Below are 23,917 nucleotides of genomic sequence, written 5' to 3' on the forward strand. Positions count from 1 at the left end.
TTCTTCCCTGAAGAGCGCCTGGCCACCTTCTTTTAACCCGCTTTGGGGAACCCAAAGGGGTGCTGGCTGCGGGGCGGAGAATTCTTTGGGGAAAAGGCTTGACAGAAAACTTCCATCGTGGAGAATTGTTGGAGAAGATTTGTGAGAGCGCTCACAAAATGTTTGGCAGAGTCGCTTTCATCGTTTCAGGCATCCAGGAAATCGCAGGAATTTTCTTTTTTGCCGTATTTTGAGAGCGCTCTCAAACTTGTTGGCGCTCGCCCGCTCGCACGATTCATATCCGAAATGGAGTCACCGTGAAACCCTCACGCAAATCCCCACTGGCACTGGCCACGGCCGTTGCCGGAAGCATCGCCCTGGTAGCAACCGGCTGCGCAGCCGACGCAAGCAAGGATGCCCAGCCGGCCTCGGCTGATAACCCGGTCACGCTGACCGTGACGACCTTCGGCACCCAGGGACTGGACCCGCTGTACGAGAAGTACCAGAAGGAAAACCCTGGAATCACCATCGAAGCCACCAACATCGACACCGGTGGCAACGCGTTGACCGACTGGAAGACCAAGCAGGCTGCGGGTGCTGGCCTGCCAGATGTCCAAGCAGTGGAAGAAGGCTGGCTGGGCCAGGTGATGTCGGTTGCAGATTCCTTCACCGATCTGCGCGAGTTCGGTGCCAATGAGGTAGCGGGGGATTGGGTTGACTGGAAGGTCAAGCAGGCCACCGACCCAGAAGGCCGCGTCATTGGCTACGGTACGGACATTGGGCCGATGGGCATCTGCTTCAATGCCAAGCTGTTCAAGGACGCTGGCATGCCCAGCGAGCGCGAAGAAGTTGCCGAGCTGCTTGGTGGCGACGACGCAACCTGGGAAGATTTCTTCAAGGCAGGCAACGAGTATGTGAAGAAGACCGACAAGGCCTTCTACGACCAGTCCGGTTTCGTCTGGAATTCCATGGTCAATCAGCTCGACGAGGGCTACTACAAGGCTGACGGATCACTGAATATCGAGGGCAACGCCGAACTGCGCGAGCGCTGGGACCTGCTCTCCGATGCTGCGTCCAAGGGGCTGTCGGCCAACCAGACCCAGTGGGACTGGGGCAAGGGCCAGGCCTTCGTTGACGGTTCCTTCGCCGTCATGCCTTGCCCGGGCTGGATGCTTGGCACGGTCAAGGGCCAGGTTGAGGGTGCCGGCGGAGACTCCAGCGCAGGCTGGGACTTCGCAGATGTCTTCCCGGGCGGCGCGGCCAACTGGGGCGGCTCGTTCCTGACCGTGCCGACCACCTCCGAGCACCCGGCCGAGGCTGCGAAGCTCGCCCAGTACCTGACCAGCGCATCGTCGCAGGCGACCTCATTCGAGGAAGCCGGCACGTTCCCTTCGAACCTGGAAGCGCAGAAGTCCGATGCAGTGACCGGCACGAATGAGATGAGCGAATTCTTCAATAACGCACCGGTGGGCGAAATCCTGGGCAACCGCGCCAACGGCGTCCAGGCCCAGTACAAGGGCCCTCAGGATTCGGTGATCCAGGAGCAGGTCTTCGGCCCGGCTATCAAGGCGATCGATGCTGGCAGCGACAGCGAGACCGCCTGGAACAAGGCCCTCTCCACCCTGCAGGAACTGGAAATCAAGTAATCCCGTAGCCCGCTTCGAATCCAGGCAAGGGCCGCGGCACGCAACGAGGTTGCGGCCCATGCCTGGACAGCTACTGCAGCAGGAAAGATGCCACTGATGAGCACCACAACACACGATGCCCCGGAACAAGACCGGGACGCCAGCGCGCCCAGTCCGCAGCCCCAGCGTTGGAACAAGGGGAACAATGCTCCGGCCGGGGCTAAGCCGGCCGAGACCAGGGACGAGCGCAAGACGCGCCGCCGGCACCTTCGCGGGCGGTGGGATTTCAAGTACTCCCCATATCTCTACATCTCGCCTTTCTTCATCCTCTTCGGCCTGGTGGGCCTGTTCCCCCTGATCTACACGTTCGTCGTCTCGATCAATGACTGGGATCTGCTCGGCGGAGCAGGAGCCTGGATCGGCCTGGAAAACTACAAAGCCGAACTGACCTCTCCGCTGTTCTGGAATTCCCTGTTCAACACCTTCAGCATCTTCCTGCTTTCGGCCATCCCGCAATTGGTGATCGCGACGTTCATCGCGGCCATGCTGGACCAGAACATCCGCGCCAAGACCTTCTGGCGCATGAGCGTGCTGGTTCCCTACGTGGTCACGCCGGTGGCCGTCACACTGATTTTCTCCTCGGCATTCGACGAGCAGTATGGCGTGCTGAACAACCTGCTGGCCGCCGTGAATATCGACCCGATCGCGTGGAAGACCGAGGTCTTCCCGTCGCATATGGCTATTGCGACCATGGTGAACTGGCGCTGGACCGGCTACAACGCGCTGATCCTGCTGGCAGCCATGCAGGCGGTGCCACGCGAACTGCATGAATCGGCGGCCATCGACGGCGCCGGCGTGATCCGCCGCTTCTTCTCGATTACCTTGCCCAGCATCCGCCCCACGATGATCTTCGTGATCATCACTGCCACTATCGGCGGCCTGCAGATCTTCACCGAACCCAAGCTGTTCAACCCCAGCAGCTCGGTTCCAGGCGGCCCGGACCGCCAGTACCAGACCACGGTGCTCTACCTCTGGGACCTGGCCTTCAATCGCGGGGACTTCGGACGCGCTTCGGCCGTGGCCTGGATCCTCTTCCTGATCATCATCGTGATCGGCGTGATCAATTTCCTGATCTCCGGATCCATCGCTTCCTCGGCCGACAAGAAGGGCGCCGGCAGCACTGGCAGAACCCGAGCGGCACGTCGGGCAGCTGCCCGAGCCCAAGCCAAAGCAGCAAAGCCGGCCAACGGAACGCAGAGCGGAAGTGCAACAAATGAGTAATGCAACAGTGGAACGCCCCGCGCGCCAGGTCCGTGCGCCCCAGCGCCGCGTCAAGAACTTCTCCATGGACCGCCGTCCTGGCTTCCTCACCTACGGAATCCTGCTGGCCTTCCTCATCGGCAGCACCTACCCGCTGTGGTACTCGTTCGTCATCGGTTCCTCCACCGGTGCGGTGTTCGCCTCGGCGTACCCGCCGCTGCTGCCAGGCGGCCAGTTCTGGACCAATGTCGCCGAGGTCCTGGACTCCGTCGATTTCTGGGCGGCCCTGGGCAACAGCATCATCGTCTCCTCGGTGATCACCTTCTCGGTGGTTTCCTTCTCCACCCTGGCAGGCTACGCTTTCGCCAAATTGCGCTTCCGCGGACGCCAGGGCCTGCTGGTCTTCGTGATCGCCACCTTGGCTGTGCCCACCCAGCTGGGCATCATCCCGATGTTCATGATGATGAAGCAATTCGGCTGGACCGGCTCGCTGGGAGCCATCATCATCCCGACCCTGGTCACTGCCTTCGGCGTATTCTTCATGCGCCAGTACCTGGTGGAGAACATCCCCGATGAACTGATTGAGGCCGCCCGCGTGGATGGCGCCTCCATGATCGGCACCTTCTGGCATGTCGGGGTTCCAGCGGCTCGCCCGGCGATGGCGATCCTGTCGCTGTTCACCTTCATGACCGCCTGGACCGACTACCTGTGGCCCATGCTGGTGGCACCGCAGAACCCAACCTTGCAGGTGGCGTTGAGCCAACTGCAGTCTGCCCGATACGTTGACTACACCATCGTGATGACCGGGGCCCTGCTGGCCACGATCCCGCTGCTGGTGCTCTTCATACTTGCAGGCAAACAACTTGTATCCGGAATTATGGCAGGAGCTGTAAAGGGCTAATGATGAACCACCTATCCCAAAAATTCGCGTGGCCTAAGGAATTCCTGTGGGGCTCGGCTACGGCAGCAGCCCAGATCGAAGGCGCTGGCCATTCCTACGGCAAGGAAGATTCGGTCTGGGACGCCTTCGCCCGCAAGCAAGGGGCCATCGCAGGAGGTGAGAACCTCGAAGTCGCAGTGGACCACTACCACCGCTACCGCGAAGATGTGCAGCTCATGCGCGAACTGGGCCTGGACTCCTACCGGTTCTCCACCAGCTGGGCTCGCGTGGTCCCCGGGGGCCGAACCGTGAACCCCGAAGGCCTGGATTTCTACTCCCGGCTGGTCGACGAGCTGCTGGAGAATGGCATCCTGCCGTGGCTGACGCTCTACCACTGGGATCTGCCGCAGGCATTGGAAGAGCGCGGTGGCTGGACCAACCGCGAGACCTCCTACAAATTCCTCGAATACGCGGAGACTGTGCATGAAAAGCTCGGCGACCGCGTGAAGCACTGGACGACATTCAACGAACCGCTGTGCTCTTCGCTGATTGGCTACGCCGCCGGCGAGCATGCCCCGGGACGCCAAGAACCTCAAGCGGCGCTGGCAGCGGTGCACCACCAGCATCTGGCCCACGGGTTGGCCACCGCCCGACTGCGCGAACTGGGCGCGGAGCATATCGGCATCACGCTGAACCTGACCAATGCGGTTCCGAATAATCCCGGCGATCCGGTGGATCTGGAAGCAGCGCGCCGCGTCGACGCATTGTGGAACCGCATGTACCTGGACCCTGTCCTGCGCGGTTCCTATCCCGAAGACCTGCTTGAAGATGTCCGGGGTTTGGGGCTGGCTGAAGTCATTGAAGCAGGGGACCTGGAGATCATCTCGCAGCCAATCGACTTCTTGGGCGTGAACCACTACCACGATGACAACGTTTCAGGCCATCCGCTGCCCGCCGGCCAGCCGCAACCCGTGGTGCCTACCGATTCGCCGAAGTCTTCGCCTTTTGTCGGCAGCGAGTATGTGACCTTCCCGGCACGCGACCTGCCGCGCACGGCCATGGGCTGGGAAGTGAATCCTGAAGGGCTGCGCGTGCTGTTGAACCGGTTGAACCGGGACTACGCTAACCTTCCGTCGCTGTACATCACGGAGAACGGCGCTTCCTACACCGATACGGTGACGGAGGCCGGAACCGTTGAAGATCCCGAACGCGAGGAATACATCCTCAACCACCTTGATGCTGTGGCCCGCGCGATAGAAGACGGTGTGGATGTCCGCGGATACTTTGTCTGGTCTTTGCTGGACAATTTCGAATGGGCTTGGGGCTACGCGAAGCGCTTTGGCATTATCCACGTCGATTACCAGACCCAGGTGCGAACGATTAAGAATAGTGGCAAGGCCTACGCAGGGTTGATTGCCGCAAACCGTACAATGGCATAACACCTGAGCATGATGGTCCGCAGCCTGCCGATGGTGCTGCGGACCATCATCGTGTTTCAACGACGGACTACTGCAAGGCACCTGGATAAAGATCATGATCATGCACGAAGCGCGGAGCCCGAAACCGACCCTCGAGTTGGTGGCAGAACGCGCAGGTGTCTCACGGGCCACGGTCTCCCGTGTAGTGAATGGCTCGGATCGGGTGAAGCCGGGGGCTCGCAAGGCTGTTGAATTGGCGATCCGCGAATTGAACTACGTGCCTAACCGTGCCGCCCGTTCCCTGGCGCAGGGCCGGACCAATTCCATCGCCTTGGTGGTTCCCGAGAACACGGCGAAGTTCTTCGCAGACCCGTACTTCGCCAAGGTCGTCCAGGGCGCTGCCCAGTACCTGGCCGATACCGAATTCATGCTCACCTTGCTGCTGTCCACCGAAGCGGATCCGGTGAAAACTACCCGTTACCTGCAAGGCAGCAATGTGGATGGCGCGCTGGTGCTTTCGCACCACGCGGATGACCGTTCCTATGCGGATCTCGGAACTGTGTTGCCCATGGTTTATGGCGGACGCACCATGAGCACCGATCAAAAGGACATTTATGTTGTCGATATCGACAACATCGCCGCCGCCAGGCAAGCGACTGAGGTCATCCTTGGCCAGGGGCGCACCAAGCTGGCAATTATTGCCGGGCCACAGGACATGGGCGCGGGACTGGACCGTTTGGTGGGATTCAAGCAGGCAGTTGAACGCGCGGGCCTGGAGCCTGCGGCTATTGAGATCGGCGACTTCACCCCGGCTAGCGGACGGCGCATCATGCAGCAGCTGCTGGACGCGGATGTTGCGGTAGACGGCCTGTTTGCCGCCAGTGCCCAGATGGGCTTCGGAGCTTTGCAGGCCCTAGGGGAAGCTGGTGTGAAAGTGCCGGAGGACATTTCGGTAACGTCCGTTGATGATGACTCTTTCGCGCGAAGCTCGACACCGCCGTTGACGACCATTGCGCAGAACCCGGAGCGCCAGGGCGAAATCATGGCGGAACTGTTGATCAAACGCATCAACGGAGAACAGGTACCCGAGTGGAGCATCATGGACACGAAATTGGTGTTGCGCGCTTCGCACTAGTCTGTTGCGGCACCGCTGCCGTTCCCCGCCGGGATTTAACAAAAAAATTCCCACTCGATCGAGTGGGAATTTTCAGTTGGTGCGCCCAAAGGGATTCGAACCCCTGACCTTCTGTTCCGTAGACAGACGCTCTATCCAGCTGAGCTATGGGCGCATATTCATTTATTAGCCGTCTTGACGACTTGAATAACTTTACACGAGATTTCCGGGGAGCAAGAACCAAAACAGCAAAAAGTGCCGTGATTCACAAAATAACTAGTCGACTACGGAATCACTGGGATTGGAAGCCGAATGATCGTGCAAGATCGCTTGGTAGAGGTTGTGGTTCTGCCAGCGTCCTTCGATCTCCAGATAGTTCGGCGCCATGCCAATTCGGACGAAGCCGTTCTTTTCAAGAACGCGCTGCGAGCCGTAATTGTGGGGGAGCGTACTGGCTTCCAGCCGGTGCAAGCCCAGATCGTTGAGCGCCACCGTGCGCAAGGTGGCCACGGCTCGGGAAGCCAAGCCCCGACCGGTGTGTTCATGATCGATCCAGTAGCCCAGGCTGGCGCTTTGGAATGCGCCACGGGCCACTCCGCTGATATTAAAGCGTCCGATGAGCGCATCCCGTTCGAAGAGCCCGAAGGGAAAGGCCAATCCGCTTCGGCGAGCTTCTGAGGCGGCTGCGAGGTGTGCCGCTTGCCGCGTCTCGGTGAAGAATTCTGCGGGGCGAGCCGGCTCCCAGGGCTCCAGGTGCTGTCGATTGCGCTGGTAGGACTCAGCGACTTGCTTTGCGTCGGCGACTTCCAGCAGGCGCAGGCTGAGCTGGCCGCCTAGAGCAAGCTGTGTCATCGGGCAATCCTTTGGGGGAAACAAAAAATTCCCACTCGAGCGAGTGGGAATTTTTCATTTGGTGCGCCCAAAGGGATTCGAACCCCTGACCTTCTGTTCCGTAGACAGACGCTCTATCCAGCTGAGCTATGGGCGCATATTCTTTTGTGTGGCTTGTTCTCACGAACCTCGAATAACTATACAGGTCGATTTCGCGCTGTACAAATCGACGGGCAAAGCTAGTGGGTCCAGATGAACATAAGGTTATGTGAAGACGTTGAAAGGGTACCGGTCTACGTGACCTTCGTCACATAATCGAGTCAATTCGTTTAGACCAACCCCCGGAATTTCGGGAATTTTTTCCTTCTGGTCCTCCGGGTTTCACTTTCATGAGGTTTCGATCACACGGCGCTGGAGTTGAGCACCTAATAGCCTTGATTTATTGCAAGTTCAGCCCAATGGAGGGAATGGATAATGAGCACGAGCTCGGATCAGAACGTTATCAGCGCAGCACCTACTTCGCACGAGAAGTTGGCATCCTGGGTTGAGGAAGTTGCCGCACTGACGAAGCCGGATCGTGTTTATTGGGTTGATGGGTCAGCTGAAGAAAATGATCGCCTGACTGCCGAGCTGGTTGAAGCCGGCACCTTGGTCAAGCTGACCGATCCGAACTTCCCTAACTCTTACGCTGGTTTCTCGGACCCCAAGGATGTGGCCCGAGTCGAAGAGCGCACCTTCATCTGCTCCGAAAAGGAAGAAGATGCAGGCTTCACCAATAATTGGGAAGACCCAACCAAGATGAAGTCCATGCTCAGCGGCCTGTTCGATGGCTCGATGCGCGGACGCACCATGTACGTCATCCCATTCGTCATGGGCCCGCTGAACGCGGAAGTGCCTGCCTACGGCGTGGAAATCACCGATTCCGCCTACGTCGTTGCCTCGATGCGCATCATGGCCAAGATCGGCAATGAAGTACTGCGCAAGATGGAAGCCGAGGACGCATTCTTCGTTCCAGCGCTGCACTCGGTAGGTGCACCCCTGGAGCCGGGCCAGGAAGATGTTGCCTGGCCATGCAACGAAGACAAGTGGATCGTGCACTTCCCCGAAGAGCGCGCCATCATGTCCTACGGTTCGGGCTACGGCGGCAACGCGCTGCTGGGCAAGAAGTGCTACTCGCTGCGCATCGCCTCGGCGATGGCCCGCGATGAAGGCTGGCTCGCAGAGCACATGCTCATCCTGAAGCTGACCAGCCCGCAGAACAAGTCGTACCATATTGCCGCGGCATTCCCGTCGGCCTGCGGCAAGACCAACCTGGCGCTGCTGGATCCAACCATTGAAGGCTGGAAGACTGAGACCCTGGGCGATGACATCAACTGGATGCGCATCGGCAAGGACGGCGAGCTGCGCGGCGTTAACCCCGAATACGGCCTGTTCGGCGTGGCGCCAGGCACCGGCTGGTCCACCAACCCGAACGCGATGCGCGCCATCTCCAAGGGCAACAACATCTTCACCAATGTTGCGCTGACCGATGACGGCGGCGTCTGGTGGGAGGGCATGACCGACGAGGCTCCTGCGCACCTGACCGACTGGTTGGGCAACGACTGGACTCCTGAATCCGGTCGTCCGGCAGCGCACCCTAATTCGCGCTTCTGCACCCCGATCGACCAGGTCGACATGCTTTCCGAGGACTACTACTCGCCTAACGGCGTGAAGATCGATGCGATCCTCTTCGGCGGCCGCCGCAAGACCACCATTCCGCTGGTGACCGAAGCCCGCAGCTGGACCAACGGCATCTTCATGGGTTCGACCCTTTCCTCCGAGACCACCGCAGCCGCTGCAGGTGCGACCGGAGTGATTCGCCGTGACCCGATGGCGATGCTGCCATTCATCGGCTACAACGCAGGCGACTACCTGAACCACTGGGACAAGATCTCGAACAAGCTCAACCCAGAGCAGATGCCGAAGATCTTCCTGGTCAACTGGTTCCGCCGCACGGCTGACGGTGGCTTCGCGTGGCCAGGGTTCGGCGACAATTCGCGTGTGCTCAAGTGGGCTGTCGAGCGTATCGAAGGCACCGCGGACGCCCGGGAAACCATCATCGGAAACGTCCCGACCGGCGAGTCCCTGGATTTGGCTGGCCTTGAAGGGTTCACCCCAGCCGACGTTGAAGCGGCAGTAGCCGTCAACAAGGATGAATGGGCTACCGAAGTCGAGGCCATCGAAGAGTGGTACGCCAAGTTCGGCGATGCGCTGCCGGCTTCGCTGCGTGCAGAGCTCGACGGCTTGAAGGATCGCCTGAACGCATAGTTGACTAGGATCTCCAGCAGATCCGCACATGGGAACGCCCCGGTGACTGGAATTCCAGTCGCCGGGGCGTTCTCGTGCGCCACGGAGGAATTGTCACAATCCGGGTACAGTTTCCACACGCCGGGGCAAAGTGGGTGCAAAATCAACTATTTATGAAAAGATTGCTCTATGGTTTTGGCACGATTGATTCTCGGGCTGCTGTGCTTGTCGCCCATGACTGGCTACGAGCTCAAGAAGCACTTTGACTCCTCTATTAACCACTTCTGGAACGCAGACAAGGCGCAGATCTATCGCACTTTGGCGCAGCTGGTGGACAAGGGGTATGCCACCGTGCGCACCGTCGCGCAGTCGAATTACCCTGACCGCCAGGAGCACCACATCACGGAAACGGGACGTGCGGCACTGGCCCAGTGGCTTTCTGCTGGTGCGGTGCAGTCTCCCGAGCGTGATCCCTTCATGGGGCAGGTGTTCTTCGCCGCCGAACTCGAACGCGATGATATCCAGAGCTTGCTGGAGGAACGCCGCCAAGCCACGCAGTTCATCCTCGATGACTACCTCTCCCAGCGCGAAGGCATTGACATGCGAGCCGCTGCGGACCGTCGCAGCTTCCTGATGGCTGCCACACTTGACCATGCAATCCGACAACAAGCCGCGGAGCTGGAATGGCTCGACGCGGTATTGGAGTACTTGCCATGACTGCAGCCAAAGACCAGAACAAGACCCCTGCAAGCGGTGCCGGGCGCGATGCCACCGATTATCCGGAAGTGCATCCCGGGCGGCATCACGATGGGCAACGGTCGATGAAGACCCTGGTCTTCCTCCACGGCGGAAACGTCGGCAACTGGAGCTGGGACCCGCAGGTTCTGGCCTTTGGCGACTGCAACATCCTGACTCTGCACCTGCCGGCCTTTGGCGCCCGGTTCGAGGAGACCTGGGATGGCCTGGAATCCGCCGCCGATGATGTCGCAGCCTTGATCGCCGACGAGGTTTCCGAAGGCGGCGTGCACCTGGTTGGCATTTCCCTGGGCGGAGTGATTGCTTTGCACGTGGCCGCACGGCATCCGGAGCTCGTTGACTCCGTGCTGATTACCGGCACTCCGGTGACCGGTGTGGGCCAGGCGGCCCGGGCTTTCCAACGGATGCAGCTCAAGCTCATTGGCAGCGAGTGGTTCTGGCGTTTCCAGGCTGGTGCCTACGGAATGGTGGATGATGAGCGCGAGCTGTTCACCGAGCACGGCGTGAAGCTCAAAGCCGAGAACATGCGGGCCATCATGGACGAGATGGACCCAGGGGGATTGCCGCAGAAGCTCGGCTCCTACCGGGGCCCGGTACTGGCCCTCGCTGGAGCCAAAGAGCCCAAAGTTGTGCAGAAATCCTTTGACGCGCTGCGCGCAAGGCTCCCGCAGGTGATCACGCGCGTGGTTCCGGGCATGCACCACCAATGGAATATCGAGAACCCGATCCTGTTCAACTCGGTGCTGCGCAAGTGGATTTCCGATGCGGGTCTGCACCAGATCCTAGTTGATCCGCAGGCTGCGAAGCCGGCACCCGGCGCGAAAGCAACACCGGTGGAACAAGCCGCTGAAGCGCCGGCGAATCAGGACCTGGAAGCCGGGGAGCCCACGCTGCCAGCTCAAGAAGCCGGGCAGAAGAAGCCTGGCAGGTTCGCCGGGAAAATCGATCCTCGAAAGCTGGACCCGAAAAAGTTCGATTTGAAGAAGAAGGCACCGAAACAGGGTGGCAAGCCGGATTCTCCTGCGGATACCGGAAAATAAAGGCAAAAAAGTGCTGCAGGCGGATTCCCCATGGATCCACCTGCAGTACGGCTCTGTCACCAGGAAGCTAGGCAGCGAGCCATACATCCGGGCCGAAGACTTCATAGTGGATACGCTCGGCCGGGATGCCGGCTTCCAGCGCCTGGTTGCGCATTGCATGCATGAATGGCAGCGGGCCGCACAAGTAGACCTGGGCATTCCCGGTCAGTGCGCCGGCGAGGTCCATGTAGCCGGACGTGGCGTTCAGCCCCTCCGGCAATTCCCCGCGTTCGAACCAGGTGCTGATGGTGGCTTCTGGCAGCTTGCCGATGGATTCGAGCATCTGCTCACGCAATGGCCAGGCGGTGGCCGTTTGGTCTGCGTGCAGCACGGTCACCTTGCGGGTGGAGCCGCGTGCGGCCAGGGTCTGCAACGCGGCCGCACTCGGGGTGCAGCCGATTCCGGCGGTGGCGATCACCAGCGGCGAGCCATCGTCATCGATGACCAGGTCGCCATACGGATTCGATAGTTCCACCACGTCGCCGAGTTTCAGGCCATGGTGGATCACGGGGGAGAATTCGCCGTTCACATCCAGTTTGACCGTGACGGTGCGGCGGTCGGTTCGCTCGATGTCGCCGCTCAAGGTGTACTGGCGAACCTGGCGCAGGCCGTCGGCCATCGGCATGCGGACCGAAACGAATTGGCCCGGCTTGGCGACGGTGGCAGGGGTCCGGTCAGCTGGCTCGAAGCTGAAGCAGACCGAATCAACGCCGGTTTCGATGCGCTCGACAAGCTTCCACGGGGTGTAGATCTTGGCGTTGGCCTGCTGCGCGTACAAGCCTTTCTCGATCTTGACCAGCGCGTGGGCCATCAGCCAGTAGACCTCGGTCCAGGCCTCGGCGATCTGCGGAGTCAGCGCCTCGCCCAGGTCTTCGGCGATGGCGTCGAAGAGGTGCTTGTAGACGATGGGGTACTGCTCCTCGGCGACACCGAGGGAAGCGTGCTTGTGGGCTACGCGCGCGAGCATGGTTTCCGGGCTGGTGCCCGGGTACTTGACCAAGTAGGTTGCGAAGACTGCGATGGATCCCGCCAAGGCCTGCTGCTGGGTGCCGTTCTTCTGGTTCGAACGGGAGAAGATTCCGTCGAGCAGTTTCGGGTGCGCGGTGAACAGGCGGTTGTAGAAGTTCGGGGTAATGCTGGAAATGCGCTCTGCGATGATTGGCAACGTGGCTTCAACGACCGGGAAGGACTTCGTGGACAGCATCGGGTCTCCTTGGAGTAGGCGATAACTTGTATTCCAGATACAAGATTTATGATTCATTTCTACGCCTAGTAGAAAAGGATTGCAAATCCACCGGCCGGTATTCGTAACAGAAATCGGCGATGCGACCCCCGGGGGGACGCAGGGGAATCAGGAAAGGGCGCGCACCGTCGGGAAGGGGAGCCCCGTGAAGGGCATCGCGGATGGTGCCGGGCAGATGTCCTGGATGGTCAGCGGGTCCAGTGAAGCGTAGAAAGCTTCGCGGGCCTGCCGGAAGACTGCCCGCAAGCGGCAGTTGCTCGAAAGCGGGCAGTTGGATTGCGCATCATGATCGGAGCAATCCACAATATCGGTGCGCTTGTCCAACTTGCGCAGCAGTGAGCCGAGGGAAAAATCCAGTGCTCCATCGCTCAGCTGCGCGCCGCCATTGCGGCCGCGGGTGACCTGCAGGATTCCCAGCGTGCGCAGTTCCAGGACGGCTTTGGCAACGTGGTTGTAGGGAACCCCCACGGACTCGGCGATCTGGCGGCTGGTCAGTTGCCCGGTGCCGGGCGTTGCAAGGACCATGACGGTTCGCAAGCATACGTCGGTGAAGGCACTGAGTTTCATGATTCCTACTTTACGTGGGAAAAGCATTCCGGGGTCAGCATAGTGACTATGCCGACCCCGGAATCACCAACTGCGGTCTAGAGCGCGTTGGCCCAAATGGCTTCCGCCGACTCTGCCGCTGGCTCGTCGAAGATCCATTCGCCGCCTGGCTCTGCAGGCATGGTGTACGGCTGCACGATGGCCAAGGCCGCACCGACACGGTGCTCGGCCACAATGTGGATGGCATCCTGGTCGTTTTCCTGGAGCAGCACATCCGAGGCGACGGCGATCGCCTGGAAGTGGGTGCCCTGCTGGTTCAGCACCTGCATCAGGTCCGCAACCATGGCTTCGGTGTCGATGTCGGCTTCCGGATCCTCAGGATCATCCGTTGGCGGAACAGCGATCAAGCGCAGCTCCGGCTCGTCTTCCTCTTCCTTCGGCTCCAGCGCGATCGCAAAAGGCAGGAACACGCCCTGCTCTTCGAGCTGTTCGCGGGCCACGCCTAGGGCGGTGCCCAAGACCTTGTTCAGCGCGTCCTTGACGCCCTCATCCAGTTCTTCGAGGTTCATGTCTTCCCTTTGCTAGTTGGTGACGTTCTTTTCACGCACGATAGCCAGAACGGCATCGCGGATGGGCTCAATGATTTCTGCGGTCCGGCCTTCGCCGTTGAAACGCAGGAATGGTTCGGTGTTCGATGGGCGGAGATTGATCCACCAGCTGCCATCGGCCGCTGAAATGGTCGTGCCGTCCATGGTGATCACTTCTACTGGCTGGTCTTGGAAATGCGACACGACCCGGGCAGTGGCACCTGCCTTGTCCTCGACCTCTGAATTGATTTCACCGGTGGCAGCGTAGGGTTCGTATTCGGCACCCAGCTCGGAGAGCGGCAGTTCCTGCTCGCCCAAGGCGGCCAGCACATGCATGGCAGCGAGCATGCCGGTATCGGCATTGTAGAAGTCGCGGAAGTAGTAGTGGGCGGAATGCTCGCCGCCGAAGACCGCGCCCTGCGAAGCCATTTCAGCCTTGATGAAGGAGTGGCCTACGCGGGTCATCACCGGGACGCCACCGGACTTGGCGACGAATTCAGGCACCGCCTTGGAAGTGATCAAGTTGTGGATGATCACCGGGGACTCTTCGCCAGCTGCCTGCACACGGGCGATTTCGCGCACCGCGACCAGTGCGGTGATAGCCGAAGGGGACAGCGGCAGTCCGCGCTCGTCGATCACGAAGCAGCGGTCGGCATCGCCGTCGAAAGCCAGGCCGAGATCGGCCCCGTGCTCCAGTACTGCGGATTGCAGGTCCTTGAGGTTTTCCGGTTCCAGCGGATTGGCCGGGTGGTTGGGGAAAGTGCCATCCAGCTCGAAATACAGCGGAACAATTTCGAGCGGCAGCTCAGCGAGCACCGTACCCCCAAGAACTGCAGGGGTAGTCATGCCGCCCATGCCGTTACCGGCATCCACCACGATCTTCAGCGGACGAATGCCCGACAAGTCCACCAATTCTCGCAGGTATGCTGCATAGTCGGCCAGCACGTCGCGCTCGCTGATGCTGCCCTGCGGGGCGTCACCGGAGACCGGCAGTCCCTCGTCAAGGTACTGCTGGGCCAGGTCGCGAATGTCGAAAAGACCGGTAGCCGAAGAAATCGGGCGGGCGCCAGACTTGGACATCTTAATGCCGTTGTACTGGGCGGGATTGTGGCTGGCGGTGAAGACAACACCGGCGGCATTGAGCTTGCCCGATGCGAAGTACAGCTCATCGGTGGAGATCAATCCGAGCATGATCACGTTGGCGCCGCGGTAGGTGGCGCCACGAGCGAAGGCTTGGGCGAATTCTGCGGAAGACGGGCGCATGTCACCGCCAACCAGTACTTCCTTGCCGGACAGGGACAGGACGTCGACAAAGGCCGCGCCGATGGCTTCAATTGCTTCGGCATCCAGGTTCTCGCCGACTACGCCGCGTACGTCGTAGGCCTTAAAGCTCTGATTAAGATCAATTTCTTCACTCACGCCTTTCAGCCTACCGGTTTGACTGATTCAAATCATTGAGAACTAGGCGATTGCGGATGGGAAATGCCTAACATTTCAGCTATTTTCCCCTGCCGGCACCGCAGCTTGCGAGAGCTCATCCACAATTAGCGGACGCCACGGGCTAAATCGTGGGCAGGAACTGAAATACTGGAGGCATGGATGGCTCAACGCAAGTGGATCTGAAAACGCTGGCACTGCAGAAACTGCGCGCACTGGTGCAAAACCCGGACGCGCAGTTCCATGATGGCCAGTATGAAGCGATCAGCGCACTGGTGGCCGAGCGGCGCCGCGCACTGGTCGTCCAGCGTACCGGCTGGGGCAAGTCCGCCGTGTACTTCATCGCTTCCCTGCTGCTGCGAGAACAGGGCTACGGGCCAACACTGATCGTTTCCCCGTTGCTGGCATTGATGCGCGACCAGGTTGCGGCCGCGGAGCGTGCTGGAGTCCGCGCTGCGGCCATCAATTCGGCCAATGTGCTCGAATGGCGTGAAATCCTCGAAAAGCTGCAACGCAATGAGCTCGATGTGCTGCTGGTGTCCCCGGAGCGTTTGAACAATCCATCCTTCCGCGAGCAGCAGCTGCCGATGCTGATGCAGCGCTTGGGCCTGCTGGTCATCGACGAGGCGCACTGCATTTCGGACTGGGGCCACGATTTCCGCCCGGATTACCGCCGCATCCGGGACCTGATCGCCCGATTGCCTCAGGGCCTCCCGGTTTTGGCGACCACTGCAACAGCGAACAGCCGAGTAGTCCAGGACGTTGCCGAACAGCTGGCCGGCGGCACCGAGGAGGTCTTCACGCTGCGCGGCACCCTGGCTCGCGACTCGCTGCGCCTAGGTGTCCTGCGTCTGGCTTCGCCGCGCATGCAGTTAGCCTGGTTGCTCAGCCACATCGAGGACTTCAAGGGCTCGGGCATTATCTACACCCTGACGGTTTCTGCGGCCGAGGATATTGCTCGCCTGCTCAAGGATGCCGGGCACGAAGTTGCTGCCTACACCGGGCGCACCGATTTGGAAGAACGCGAACGCCTTGAACAAGCGTTGAAGAATAACGAAGTGAAAGCGCTGATCGCCACGAGCGCCTTGGGCATGGGCTTTGACAAGCCAGACCTCGGTTTCGTCTTGCACATCGGTGCCCCCAGCTCGCCCGTGGCCTACTACCAGCAGGTGGGCCGTGCCGGGCGTGGGAGCATCAACGCAGATGTCCTGCTGCTGCCCGGGCCCGACGACTCGGAAATTTGGGAATACTTCGCCACCAGCTCCATGCCGGACCAGGTGCGCGCCACCCAGGTGCTCGAGGCCTTGGCCAAGACCGACGGTGCGATGAGTGTCCCGGCGCTGGAAAGCGCCGTGAACCTTCGCCGCTCGCCACTTGAGCTGTTGCTGAAGGTGCTGGCCGTGGATGGTGCGGTGGAGCGTGTTGCCGGCGGCTGGATGCGCACCGACATGCCATGGACCTATGATGCCGATCGGTACAAGCGAGTGGCGCAGAGCCGAATCCATGAACAAAACCTCATGGTCAGTTACGAGAACACTCGCGGATGCCGCATGCAGTTTCTGACCGACGCCTTGGATGATCCCCAGTCTGCTCCCTGCGGCCGGTGCGACAACTGCGCTGGCGTTTGGTTTGACGACCATATTCCTGACGATTCGAAGGACAGCGCGCAGGCGGCACTTGGACGGGTGGGAGTTCCTATTGAACCGCGCAAGCTGTACCCTTCGGGACTGGACCGGCTGGGGTACACGCTCAAGGGCAAAATCGCTATTGACGAGCAGGTGGCCACGGGCCGGGCGCTGGCTCGCCTGACCGACCTGGGGTGGGGCAACCGATTGCGCCAGCTCTTTGCTGACCCCACCGATTCCCCTATCGACAAGGCGATGTTCGATGCGTGCATCAAGGTGCTTGCCGAATGGAATTGGGAGGAACGTCCAGTGGGCGTTGTAGCCATGCCATCGAATAAGCGTCCCCAGCTGATCACCTCCCTTGCTCAGGGCCTAGCTGAGGTGGGACGGTTGCGCTACCTGGGGCAGCTCGAATATCGCGGTGCTGGACCACAGAATGGCCCGGGCGGGAATTCCGCTTTCCGTGTGGCTGCGGTTGCCGATGCTTTTGAACTTCCAACGCAGCTCGAACAGCTCATTGCCGACGCTCCAGGGCCGGTGCTGCTAGTTGATGATCTGGTTGATTCCCGGTGGTCCATGGCGATGGCTGGGCGGGCCCTGCGCATCGCCGGCGCACCGGGTGTCATGCCTTTCACTTTGGGCGTAGCCGGGTAATCGCACAGTTAAACAAAGTAGTCTGGAAGTATGGAATTTCTCATCTGGCTCGTTGTCCTCATCGCAGTGATTGCCCTGGGCTACTTCGGTCTGCAAGCGCTGCGCAAGAAGAACACTGCGCAAATCGCGCAGGCGATTTCCCGTGAAGCAGCGCAGGCGGCAAACGCGAGGCTGGATGATGCTTCACGCAATTCGGTGTACCGCAATCTGGCCAAGGGCGACGTCATGGGCGCGGTCAAGGATTTCCGCGCTGCTACTGGCGACTCGGTCAAGGATTGCGTGATTGCCGTACGCAGCCTCGACAAGTACCCGCAGACAGCCCCTGCCAAGGAATTGCCGAATGATGATGCCGAGATCAAGGCTTTGAGCGACAAACTCGAAGCTCAAGTTGAGCGCGAAGATCGTGAAGCGGCCGCCACTGCCGCAGAGGATGCCACACCAGCACCTGCCGATGACACTTGGGTTGTACCCCAGGAATGGAGCGAGCAGTTCAGTTCCCTTCAGGAACCAAGTGCTACGCACTTCAAGATGGCGTTCGAACTTGATGGCGAGAACCGCGAATTTTCCAGCGAACAACTGCCGGCAAATGAATACGACCAGCTATTCTCCATGCTGCGGGATTCCAATTTTGAAGAAGCGGCAAAGATCCTGCACGGCTATACGGATCTGCCGGTCGAAGACCTGGAACGCATGATCGCGACGTCTCCCATGTCTGGCGCGAGCGCCAACGGCAATATTGCAGACTTCCGCTTTGAAGGCCAGGGCCCGGATGGTCCAGTGCATTTCGATGCTGCCGAACTTCCAGAAGCTGACCGCGAAGCGCTCTTCGACGCAATCGCCGATACCGATCTGGACCGGATGTCGGAAATCATTGTTCGCCACACCTCGTTGCCAGAGGATATCGTGCAGAACATGCTGCGGACCTTCGTTAAGCGCGACGACCAGTAGCGGAGAAACTGCTGTCCTGGAGTTTTGAAAATCCCCCGGATTCACCGAAAAATCGGTGAATCCGGGGGATTTTCCGTATTCGGAACGTTCTCGTCGAAAAAGTGCCATATGAACGAAAAACCCCCTACCTGAGTAGGGGGTTCTTGGCGGACACGGGGGGATTTGAACCCCCGGTCGAGTTTTAGCCCGACCCTTCATTAGCAGTGAAGTCCATTCGGCCGCTCTGGCACGTGTCCATCCGCTGTTTCCAGCAGAATCTAGCCTACCCGAAGATGGGCGCGTGTTCCAAAACGAGAGAGCTAACGCACCTGTCGCCACAGGAATTCGTAGCTGGTCGCCAGCATTTTGGCGGTTGACTCGTTATCCGTTGACCCGGCATGGCCACCGCCCTGTGGCTCGTGGTACCGCACATTGGCAATGCCCAGATCCATCATTTTGGCTGCCATGATGCGTGCCTGCGAAGGGCCGACACGGTCATCAGAAGTCGTGGTCCAAATCAACGAGGCCGGATAGTCATTGGCTGGATGAGGCTGGTCGGTGAGTCGATGCACGGGGGAGAAAGTCCGCAGGAAGTCCCAGTCCCCGGGAACCTGCGGGTCGCCGTACTCGGCAATCCAGGAATGGCCGGCAGCTAGCTGCGTGTAGCGCTGCATGTCCAATAGCGGGACGCCGCAGGAAATTGCTCCGAACAAGTGCGGGTAGCCAGAGATCATATTGCCCATGAGCAACCCGCCGTTAGAACGCCCTGTCGCGGCCAAATGCGCGCGGGACGTCACCCGGCGAGCCACCAGGTCCTGGGCGATGGCCGCGAAATCCTCGTAGGCACGATGGCGCTTTTCGCGCAGGGCAGCACGATGCCAATCTGGCCCGTACTCGCCACCACCGCGAATGTTGGCCATGACGTATACCGGTTTGCGGCCCTCAACGGTACGCCGCGATAACCAACCGGTGCCCATGGCGGCTGCATAGCCAGGAGTCATGCTGTGCTGGAAACCGCCGTAGCCGTCCATCAGCACCGGGTTCTTCCCATCGTGGACCAGGTCGGATGCCGCGACCTGGAAATATGGAACCCTGGTGCCGTCCGCAGAGGACGCAAAATGCTGGGTGACTTCAAAACCACCGGCATCAAAGCGATCCGGCGATTTCTTCACGACCTTTGCTGCCGAACCAACTGTGCCGCGCAACAAGGTAGTAGGGGTAATGAATCCGGTGATGGTCATCCAATAGTCATCGCCATGCTCCGGGTCCTCATCATCAACGGCTCCCACCGAGACGCTGAGCATTGGATCCATCAGCGGCATGTCCGACTGGCTGAAATGATCTGCGAGATCAATAATGCGCACTTGCGAAGCCACATCATGCAATACGGTGAGCAGCAGATAATTGGCGGTAAAGCTCAGTGATTCCAGCGCAGTGTGCGCATCCGGGACGAAGAGAACCTTCTCGAGGCTGCCGGACTCGAGGAATCTATCCAGCCGGGCGATAGCCAATGAACCCGCAGCGATCTTCTGGCCCTGGTGTTCCCAATTGGTTTGGGGAGCAAAGAGGACCCACTGCCGGTGCAGGCTGACCTGCACATCGGTTGGAACATCGATCAGATGGTGTTCCCCGTCGATGAGGACACCGGCAGTGGAATTGTAGAAGTCGATGGCATCAGTGGTGACCACGCGTTCGAATCCCGGAGTCGAATCGAAGTAGCCGAAGGCTGCGACATGTTCTCTATCGACTTGGAAGAGAATTGGCGCTTCTTCGATCTCCATGCCGCGGCTGAGCCTTCTCAAGGTATTCGCGTAGGTCGAACGGGTTGTGAACTGCTCGCTGCTGGCGGAACCGACAAGCAACGTATCGTGGTCAATCCACGAGGCTTGGGTCTTCGCAACGGGAAGGTCGAAACCGCCGGCAACGAAGCTCTTGGAGGCCAGATCGAATTCGCGAATGCGCACCTGGTCGCCGCCGTCAGGACTCAAGCGAAGCAGCGCCCGCTGGTAGGCGCCACCGGCCGCTGGACGCAGGAGTGCTGAACCAGCGAAATGCCATTCGTGGCCTTCCAGCTGCGCATGCAGGTCAAGATCCAATAGGATTTCCCACTGCGGGTCGTCGCTGAGGTAGGAATTCCAAGTGGTGCGACGCCAAAGTCCAAGACGATGGGCGGAATCGCGCCAGAAGTTGTAGTAGTGATCGCCACGCTTGGTCACCATGGGAATGCGGTCTTGGGCATCCAGGACCGTTTTGATCCGCTCCGCAGTGGCATGGAACGAGTCGTCGTACAGCTCGGACTCGGTACGCTGGGTCTGATCCCGCACCCATTCGAGTGCCGTTTCGTCGTGAATTCCTTCAAGCCAGGAATACGGATCAGCGCTTGCAACCTCAGAATCATGCTCAGTCATGGCCATAGTCTATGCGTCTGGCCCATGCCCTGTTCCAAAGGTAATAACCTAGAGGAGTGAACAGCGAGATAGCAACACCAAAGAACGAGTTCAGCCTGGCCCTTGTCGGGGCAGGCCCACGCGGCACGAGCGTGGTTGAAAGACTCGCTAACTTGGCGTTGAAACTCCCGGCCCAAGGCACCGTTCTGAAAGTTACGGTCTTTGATCCGTTCCCTCCGGGCTCCGGCCACGTGTGGAACCCGAAACAGTCGGAGCATTTCCTGATGAACACCCCGTCATCATTTCCGACAGTGGCCCCCGAACGGTTGGGCGATGAACCGGGGTTGAGCTTTCGCCAGTTCGTCGCACTGCGCGGCGATGGACGCAAGCTCACCGATGAGCATGCCAAGCTGATCGGGCAAATTGAACCCGGCTCCTATCCGTCACGCGCAATCTATGGCGAGTACCTCGAGCACGTGTATGAGCGCAGCGCAGCGATACTTGCCACCCACGAGAATTTCAGCATCGAACATGTAGCCGCAGAAGTCGTTGCGGTCCGCCCCGTCGGCAACGCCTATCAGATCGATTTCCGCAGTAACCTGGAGGGTGCCGAAACCCGTCAGCTGGCCGCTGACGCTGTGGTGCTGGCCTTGGGCCACCAGCCGGCAGAACTGAACCCATGGCAGAAGCAGCTCAAGGAAGCTGCCTCCCAAGCCGGGGCCACCTACCTGCCACCGAATGTTCCAGCGGACCTCGACTACTCCCAGTTCAAGGAGGGCCAGCCTGCGTTGATCCGCGGGTTGGGGTTGAATTTCTTTGACGGCATGGCCGAGCTGACGGCAGGCCGCGGCGGGATTTTCCGTGAGGCCAGCACCGAGCCGGGGCATCGCCTGCAGTACATCGGCTCAGGCCGGGAGCCGGCACTGATCGTAGCTTCGCGCCGAGGTACCCCCTACTGGGGCAAGCCAGTAGTGGAGCAGTTCATTCCTGATGAAATTGAACTACGCTACTTCGACGCTCCGGAACTCATCGGGCGCCTTGCCGAAGCACGCGCCACCAACCCTGCCTCCTCCTTGGTGTTCTCACGCCATATTTGGCCCAAACTGCACCGGGACATCTTGTTCGCCTACTACAGCACCTGCGCTCGCGCGCATGGTGCCCCGGAAGGTCTCGATGAGCGAGAATTCGTTGATCAGCTCGAAGCGATCCTCTCTGCGGAGCACCATGAAGGAAGCCAAGTGTGGCTTAGCGAACTGCGCAAGTTCGTCGGGCAGTTCCCGCAATTGCAGTGGCTCGATGTGCCAAAGCTGGCAAGGCCATTTGAAGAACTCGGGTTCAGCTCCGATGAGCAATACCAGCAGGCAGTACGCGACTACCTCGTGGGCAATGCCCGGCACAGCACCGGCGGGCTAGAAGACCCGTTGTCATGCGCCATCATGACGATGAATGCCGGACGCATGCTGGTCAAGGAGCTGATTGCTTCCGGCGTGATCGACGAGCAGTCGCGCATTGAAGAAATCCAAGCGCACTTCGAGCCACTGGTCGAAGGACTGTCCTCAGGCCCGCCGCTGGAACGCATTGAACAGCTGCTGGCGCTTTCGCGCGCCGGGATAGTAACCTTCCTTGGTCCGGACCCGGAGTTCGGCTTCGACGAGGTTTCCGAGCAATTCACCGCATCCTCGCCCTGGGTAGATGCGGAGGTGCACACTGCGAAGACCATGTGCGAAGCGATGATGCCCAGTAACCGCGTGCTGCAAAATAACGCGGCGCTGATAAAGCAGCTCTTGGGAGATCACGTAGCGCGCGTGCACACTTGGAAGAACACGGAAGGCGAAAGCCTGCCTGGATCCGGTTTCGACGTGGTCGGTGAACCATACCGTCTGGTCAACAGCGATGGGCTGGCGCACCGCGGGCTATTCGTGCTGGGATTGCAATTGTCATCAGCGCAGTGGGGGACCGCTATTGCCGCGCAAGCGGGCGACCTGCGCCACCCCGCGGCCCGAACCTTGCAAGACGCAGCCAACGTAGTGAACGAAGTGGCTCGCCTGGCGGGGCTGATCGCCAACGAAAGATTAAGCGCGGAGCAGTATTAAGCAGTTTGGCGGGCTGATCCAAGGATCAGCCCGCCAAACTCGAAAAGCGCGGATGGTATGGGATTTGAACCCATGAGACGGGGTTGCCGCCTACTGGTTTTCAAGACCAGCTCCTTCGGCCGCTCGGACAACCATCCAACCCGAAAAAGTATACGGCATGAACCCCTGTTGAAAGGAATTGAAGGACATGAACGACGTTATGAACGCCTATATCTACAACGGTGCCGGTGGGCCAGAAGTCCTTGAACTGGTCCAACGGCCAATGCCGGTCCCCGCAGCTGGGGAAGTGCTGGTCAAGGTCGAGGCCTTCGGACTGAACCGCGCGGATGTGCAGCAGCGCAAGGGAGTGTATCCGCCACCTCCCGGAGCCAACGATATCCCCGGGCTGGAAGTCTCGGGCAGCATCGTGGAGATCGGCGATGGCGTCAGCGGATGGAAACCGGGAGCGCGAGTTGCCGCCCTGCTCGCTGCTGGCGGGTATGCGCAGTACGTCAATGTTCCGGCAGAACTGCTCATCGAAATCCCTGAAACGGTTTCGAGCATCGAAGCCGCCGGGTTGCCGGAAGTCGCCGCCACCGTGGTCTCCAACCTCTTCATCGAAGGCGGACTGGGCCAAGACCAGGCGTTGTTGATCCATGGCGGAGCCGGCGGCATCGGCTCCATGGCCATACAGCTCGCCAAAGCCGCTGGCGCCCGCGTCATCGTCACCGCTTCCTCGGCAGAGAAATTGGACTACTGCCGTACCCTCGGCGCCGACGAGGGGATCAACTACCGGGAAGAGGACTTTTCTGCACGCGTCAAGGAACTGACCGACGCCAGGGGCGTGGATCTGATCCTGGATGTCGTGGGCGCCAAATACCTGGGGGAGAACGTCAAGGCGCTCGCCGTCGGCGGACGGATGGTAGTCATCGGACTGCAAGGCGGAGCCAAGGGAGAACTGAACTTGGGGCTGCTGATGAGCAAGCGGGCGCGGATCATCGGCACAACTTTGCGTTCCCGCCCGCTGCATGAGAAGGCGGAGATCGTTCGCCAGACCATTACCCGCGTGATGCCGCTGCTGGAACAGGGGAAACTGGCACTGAACGTCACCAAGGCCTTTGGATTCCCGGAGCTGGCCGCTGCCCACGAATACTTCGATTCCGGTGAACATACGGGAAAAGTTGTCATAGAGGTTTAAAGCAGCGGGAAAC

At 60.1% G+C, this 23,917-nt stretch carries 18 protein-coding genes and 4 tRNA genes; 12 read left to right on the forward strand and 10 right to left on the reverse strand.

Annotated elements, in window-relative coordinates; translation table 11 throughout:
• Nucleotides 1–296: 296 nt before the first annotated feature.
• The 5 genes from M2368_RS12945 (at nt 297) to M2368_RS12965 (ending at nt 6,297) form a co-directional block, all read left to right on the forward strand.
• On the forward strand, nt 297–1,625 hold the full coding sequence (locus M2368_RS12945; RefSeq protein WP_133835076.1) for an ABC transporter substrate-binding protein: 1,329 nt from the start codon (nt 297–299) through the stop codon (nt 1,623–1,625).
• A 96-nt stretch (nt 1,626–1,721) separates the two neighbouring features.
• Entirely contained in the window at nt 1,722–2,885 is a 1,164-nt protein-coding gene (locus tag M2368_RS12950) for a carbohydrate ABC transporter permease (protein ID WP_498724555.1), read from the forward strand.
• Nucleotides 2,878–3,765, forward strand: coding sequence for a carbohydrate ABC transporter permease (locus tag M2368_RS12955; protein WP_498724556.1), 888 nt, complete (start codon nt 2,878–2,880; stop codon nt 3,763–3,765). The genes M2368_RS12950 and M2368_RS12955 overlap by 8 nt, the downstream gene beginning before the upstream one ends.
• On the forward strand, nt 3,765–5,183 hold the full coding sequence (locus M2368_RS12960) for a GH1 family beta-glucosidase (protein ID WP_498724557.1): 1,419 nt from the start codon (nt 3,765–3,767) through the stop codon (nt 5,181–5,183). Before M2368_RS12955 ends, M2368_RS12960 begins: the two co-directional genes overlap by 1 nt.
• A gap of 100 nt (nt 5,184–5,283) precedes the next feature.
• The gene (locus M2368_RS12965) at nt 5,284–6,297 is read left to right on the forward strand and encodes a LacI family DNA-binding transcriptional regulator (RefSeq protein WP_286134377.1); all 1,014 of its coding nucleotides are present in this window, start codon (nt 5,284–5,286) and stop codon (nt 6,295–6,297) included.
• A gap of 77 nt (nt 6,298–6,374) precedes the next feature.
• Here the strand turns inward: M2368_RS12965 and M2368_RS12970 are convergent.
• The 3 genes from M2368_RS12970 to M2368_RS12980 all read right to left on the reverse strand — a co-directional run bounded on the left by M2368_RS12970 (nt 6,375) and on the right by M2368_RS12980 (nt 7,264).
• A tRNA-Arg gene (locus M2368_RS12970) sits at nt 6,375–6,451 on the reverse strand.
• A 101-nt stretch (nt 6,452–6,552) separates the two neighbouring features.
• Complete coding sequence (locus M2368_RS12975; RefSeq protein ID WP_388024329.1) at nt 6,553–7,128, reverse strand: GNAT family N-acetyltransferase; 576 nt, start codon at nt 7,126–7,128, stop codon at nt 6,553–6,555.
• Nucleotides 7,129–7,187: 59 nt separating this feature from the next.
• A tRNA-Arg gene (locus tag M2368_RS12980) sits at nt 7,188–7,264 on the reverse strand.
• 317 nt (nt 7,265–7,581) lie between these two features.
• On the opposite strand from M2368_RS12980, the gene M2368_RS12985 reads away from it, so the two are divergent.
• The 3 genes from M2368_RS12985 (at nt 7,582) to M2368_RS12995 (ending at nt 11,189) form a co-directional block, all read left to right on the forward strand.
• Entirely contained in the window at nt 7,582–9,414 is a 1,833-nt protein-coding gene (locus M2368_RS12985) for a phosphoenolpyruvate carboxykinase (GTP) (RefSeq protein ID WP_105658807.1), read from the forward strand.
• Nucleotides 9,415–9,582: 168 nt separating this feature from the next.
• Nucleotides 9,583–10,110 carry a PadR family transcriptional regulator gene (locus M2368_RS12990; RefSeq protein ID WP_105658806.1) on the forward strand — a complete coding sequence of 176 codons (528 nt, stop codon included), beginning with the start codon at nt 9,583–9,585 and terminating at the stop codon, nt 10,108–10,110.
• Complete coding sequence (locus M2368_RS12995) at nt 10,107–11,189, forward strand: alpha/beta fold hydrolase (protein ID WP_181148944.1); 1,083 nt, start codon at nt 10,107–10,109, stop codon at nt 11,187–11,189. The genes M2368_RS12990 and M2368_RS12995 overlap by 4 nt, the downstream gene beginning before the upstream one ends.
• A gap of 67 nt (nt 11,190–11,256) precedes the next feature.
• Here M2368_RS12995 and M2368_RS13000 read toward each other — a convergent pair whose 3' ends face one another.
• The 4 genes from M2368_RS13000 to M2368_RS13015 all read right to left on the reverse strand — a co-directional run bounded on the left by M2368_RS13000 (nt 11,257) and on the right by M2368_RS13015 (nt 15,032).
• On the reverse strand, nt 11,257–12,432 hold the full coding sequence (locus M2368_RS13000; RefSeq protein ID WP_498724558.1) for a globin domain-containing protein: 1,176 nt from the start codon (nt 12,430–12,432) through the stop codon (nt 11,257–11,259).
• Between the two features lie 147 nt (nt 12,433–12,579).
• Nucleotides 12,580–13,038 (reverse strand): RrF2 family transcriptional regulator, encoded by a 459-nt coding sequence (locus tag M2368_RS13005; protein ID WP_498724559.1) that lies wholly within the window; start codon nt 13,036–13,038, stop codon nt 12,580–12,582.
• 77 nt (nt 13,039–13,115) lie between these two features.
• Nucleotides 13,116–13,586: a hypothetical protein gene (locus M2368_RS13010; RefSeq protein WP_105658802.1), complete on the reverse strand. Its 471-nt coding sequence runs from the start codon at nt 13,584–13,586 to the stop codon at nt 13,116–13,118.
• A gap of 12 nt (nt 13,587–13,598) precedes the next feature.
• A complete protein-coding gene (locus M2368_RS13015; protein ID WP_166650881.1) occupies nt 13,599–15,032 on the reverse strand; it encodes a phosphomannomutase/phosphoglucomutase in 1,434 nt (477 codons plus the stop codon).
• 167 nt (nt 15,033–15,199) lie between these two features.
• Between M2368_RS13015 and M2368_RS13020 the strand changes: the two genes are divergently transcribed.
• Nucleotides 15,200–17,320, forward strand: a complete 2,121-nt coding sequence (locus tag M2368_RS13020) for a RecQ family ATP-dependent DNA helicase (RefSeq protein WP_332498832.1) — start codon at nt 15,200–15,202, stop codon at nt 17,318–17,320.
• Between the two features lie 30 nt (nt 17,321–17,350).
• Nucleotides 17,351–18,268: a hypothetical protein gene (locus tag M2368_RS13025; protein ID WP_105658799.1), complete on the forward strand. Its 918-nt coding sequence runs from the start codon at nt 17,351–17,353 to the stop codon at nt 18,266–18,268.
• 144 nt (nt 18,269–18,412) lie between these two features.
• Here the strand turns inward: M2368_RS13025 and M2368_RS13030 are convergent.
• Both M2368_RS13030 and M2368_RS13035 read right to left on the reverse strand, forming a co-directional pair.
• Nucleotides 18,413–18,504: transfer RNA gene (locus M2368_RS13030), tRNA-Ser, on the reverse strand.
• A 63-nt stretch (nt 18,505–18,567) separates the two neighbouring features.
• Complete coding sequence (locus tag M2368_RS13035) at nt 18,568–20,655, reverse strand: prolyl oligopeptidase family serine peptidase (RefSeq protein ID WP_498724560.1); 2,088 nt, start codon at nt 20,653–20,655, stop codon at nt 18,568–18,570.
• A gap of 56 nt (nt 20,656–20,711) precedes the next feature.
• Here M2368_RS13035 and M2368_RS13040 point away from each other — a divergent pair, with 56 nt between their 5' ends.
• Nucleotides 20,712–22,727 carry an FAD/NAD(P)-binding protein gene (locus M2368_RS13040; protein ID WP_332499007.1) on the forward strand — a complete coding sequence of 672 codons (2,016 nt, stop codon included), beginning with the start codon at nt 20,712–20,714 and terminating at the stop codon, nt 22,725–22,727.
• Between the two features lie 49 nt (nt 22,728–22,776).
• Here M2368_RS13040 and M2368_RS13045 read toward each other — a convergent pair.
• A tRNA-Ser gene (locus M2368_RS13045) sits at nt 22,777–22,864 on the reverse strand.
• Between the two features lie 62 nt (nt 22,865–22,926).
• Between M2368_RS13045 and M2368_RS13050 the strand changes: the two genes are divergently transcribed.
• A complete protein-coding gene (locus M2368_RS13050; RefSeq protein WP_402697434.1) occupies nt 22,927–23,904 on the forward strand; it encodes an NAD(P)H-quinone oxidoreductase in 978 nt (325 codons plus the stop codon).
• The last annotated feature ends 13 nt before the right edge of the window (nt 23,905–23,917 follow it).

The organism is Arthrobacter sp. JUb119 (assembly GCF_024807995.1).
Taxonomy (GTDB): domain Bacteria; phylum Actinomycetota; class Actinomycetes; order Actinomycetales; family Micrococcaceae; genus Glutamicibacter.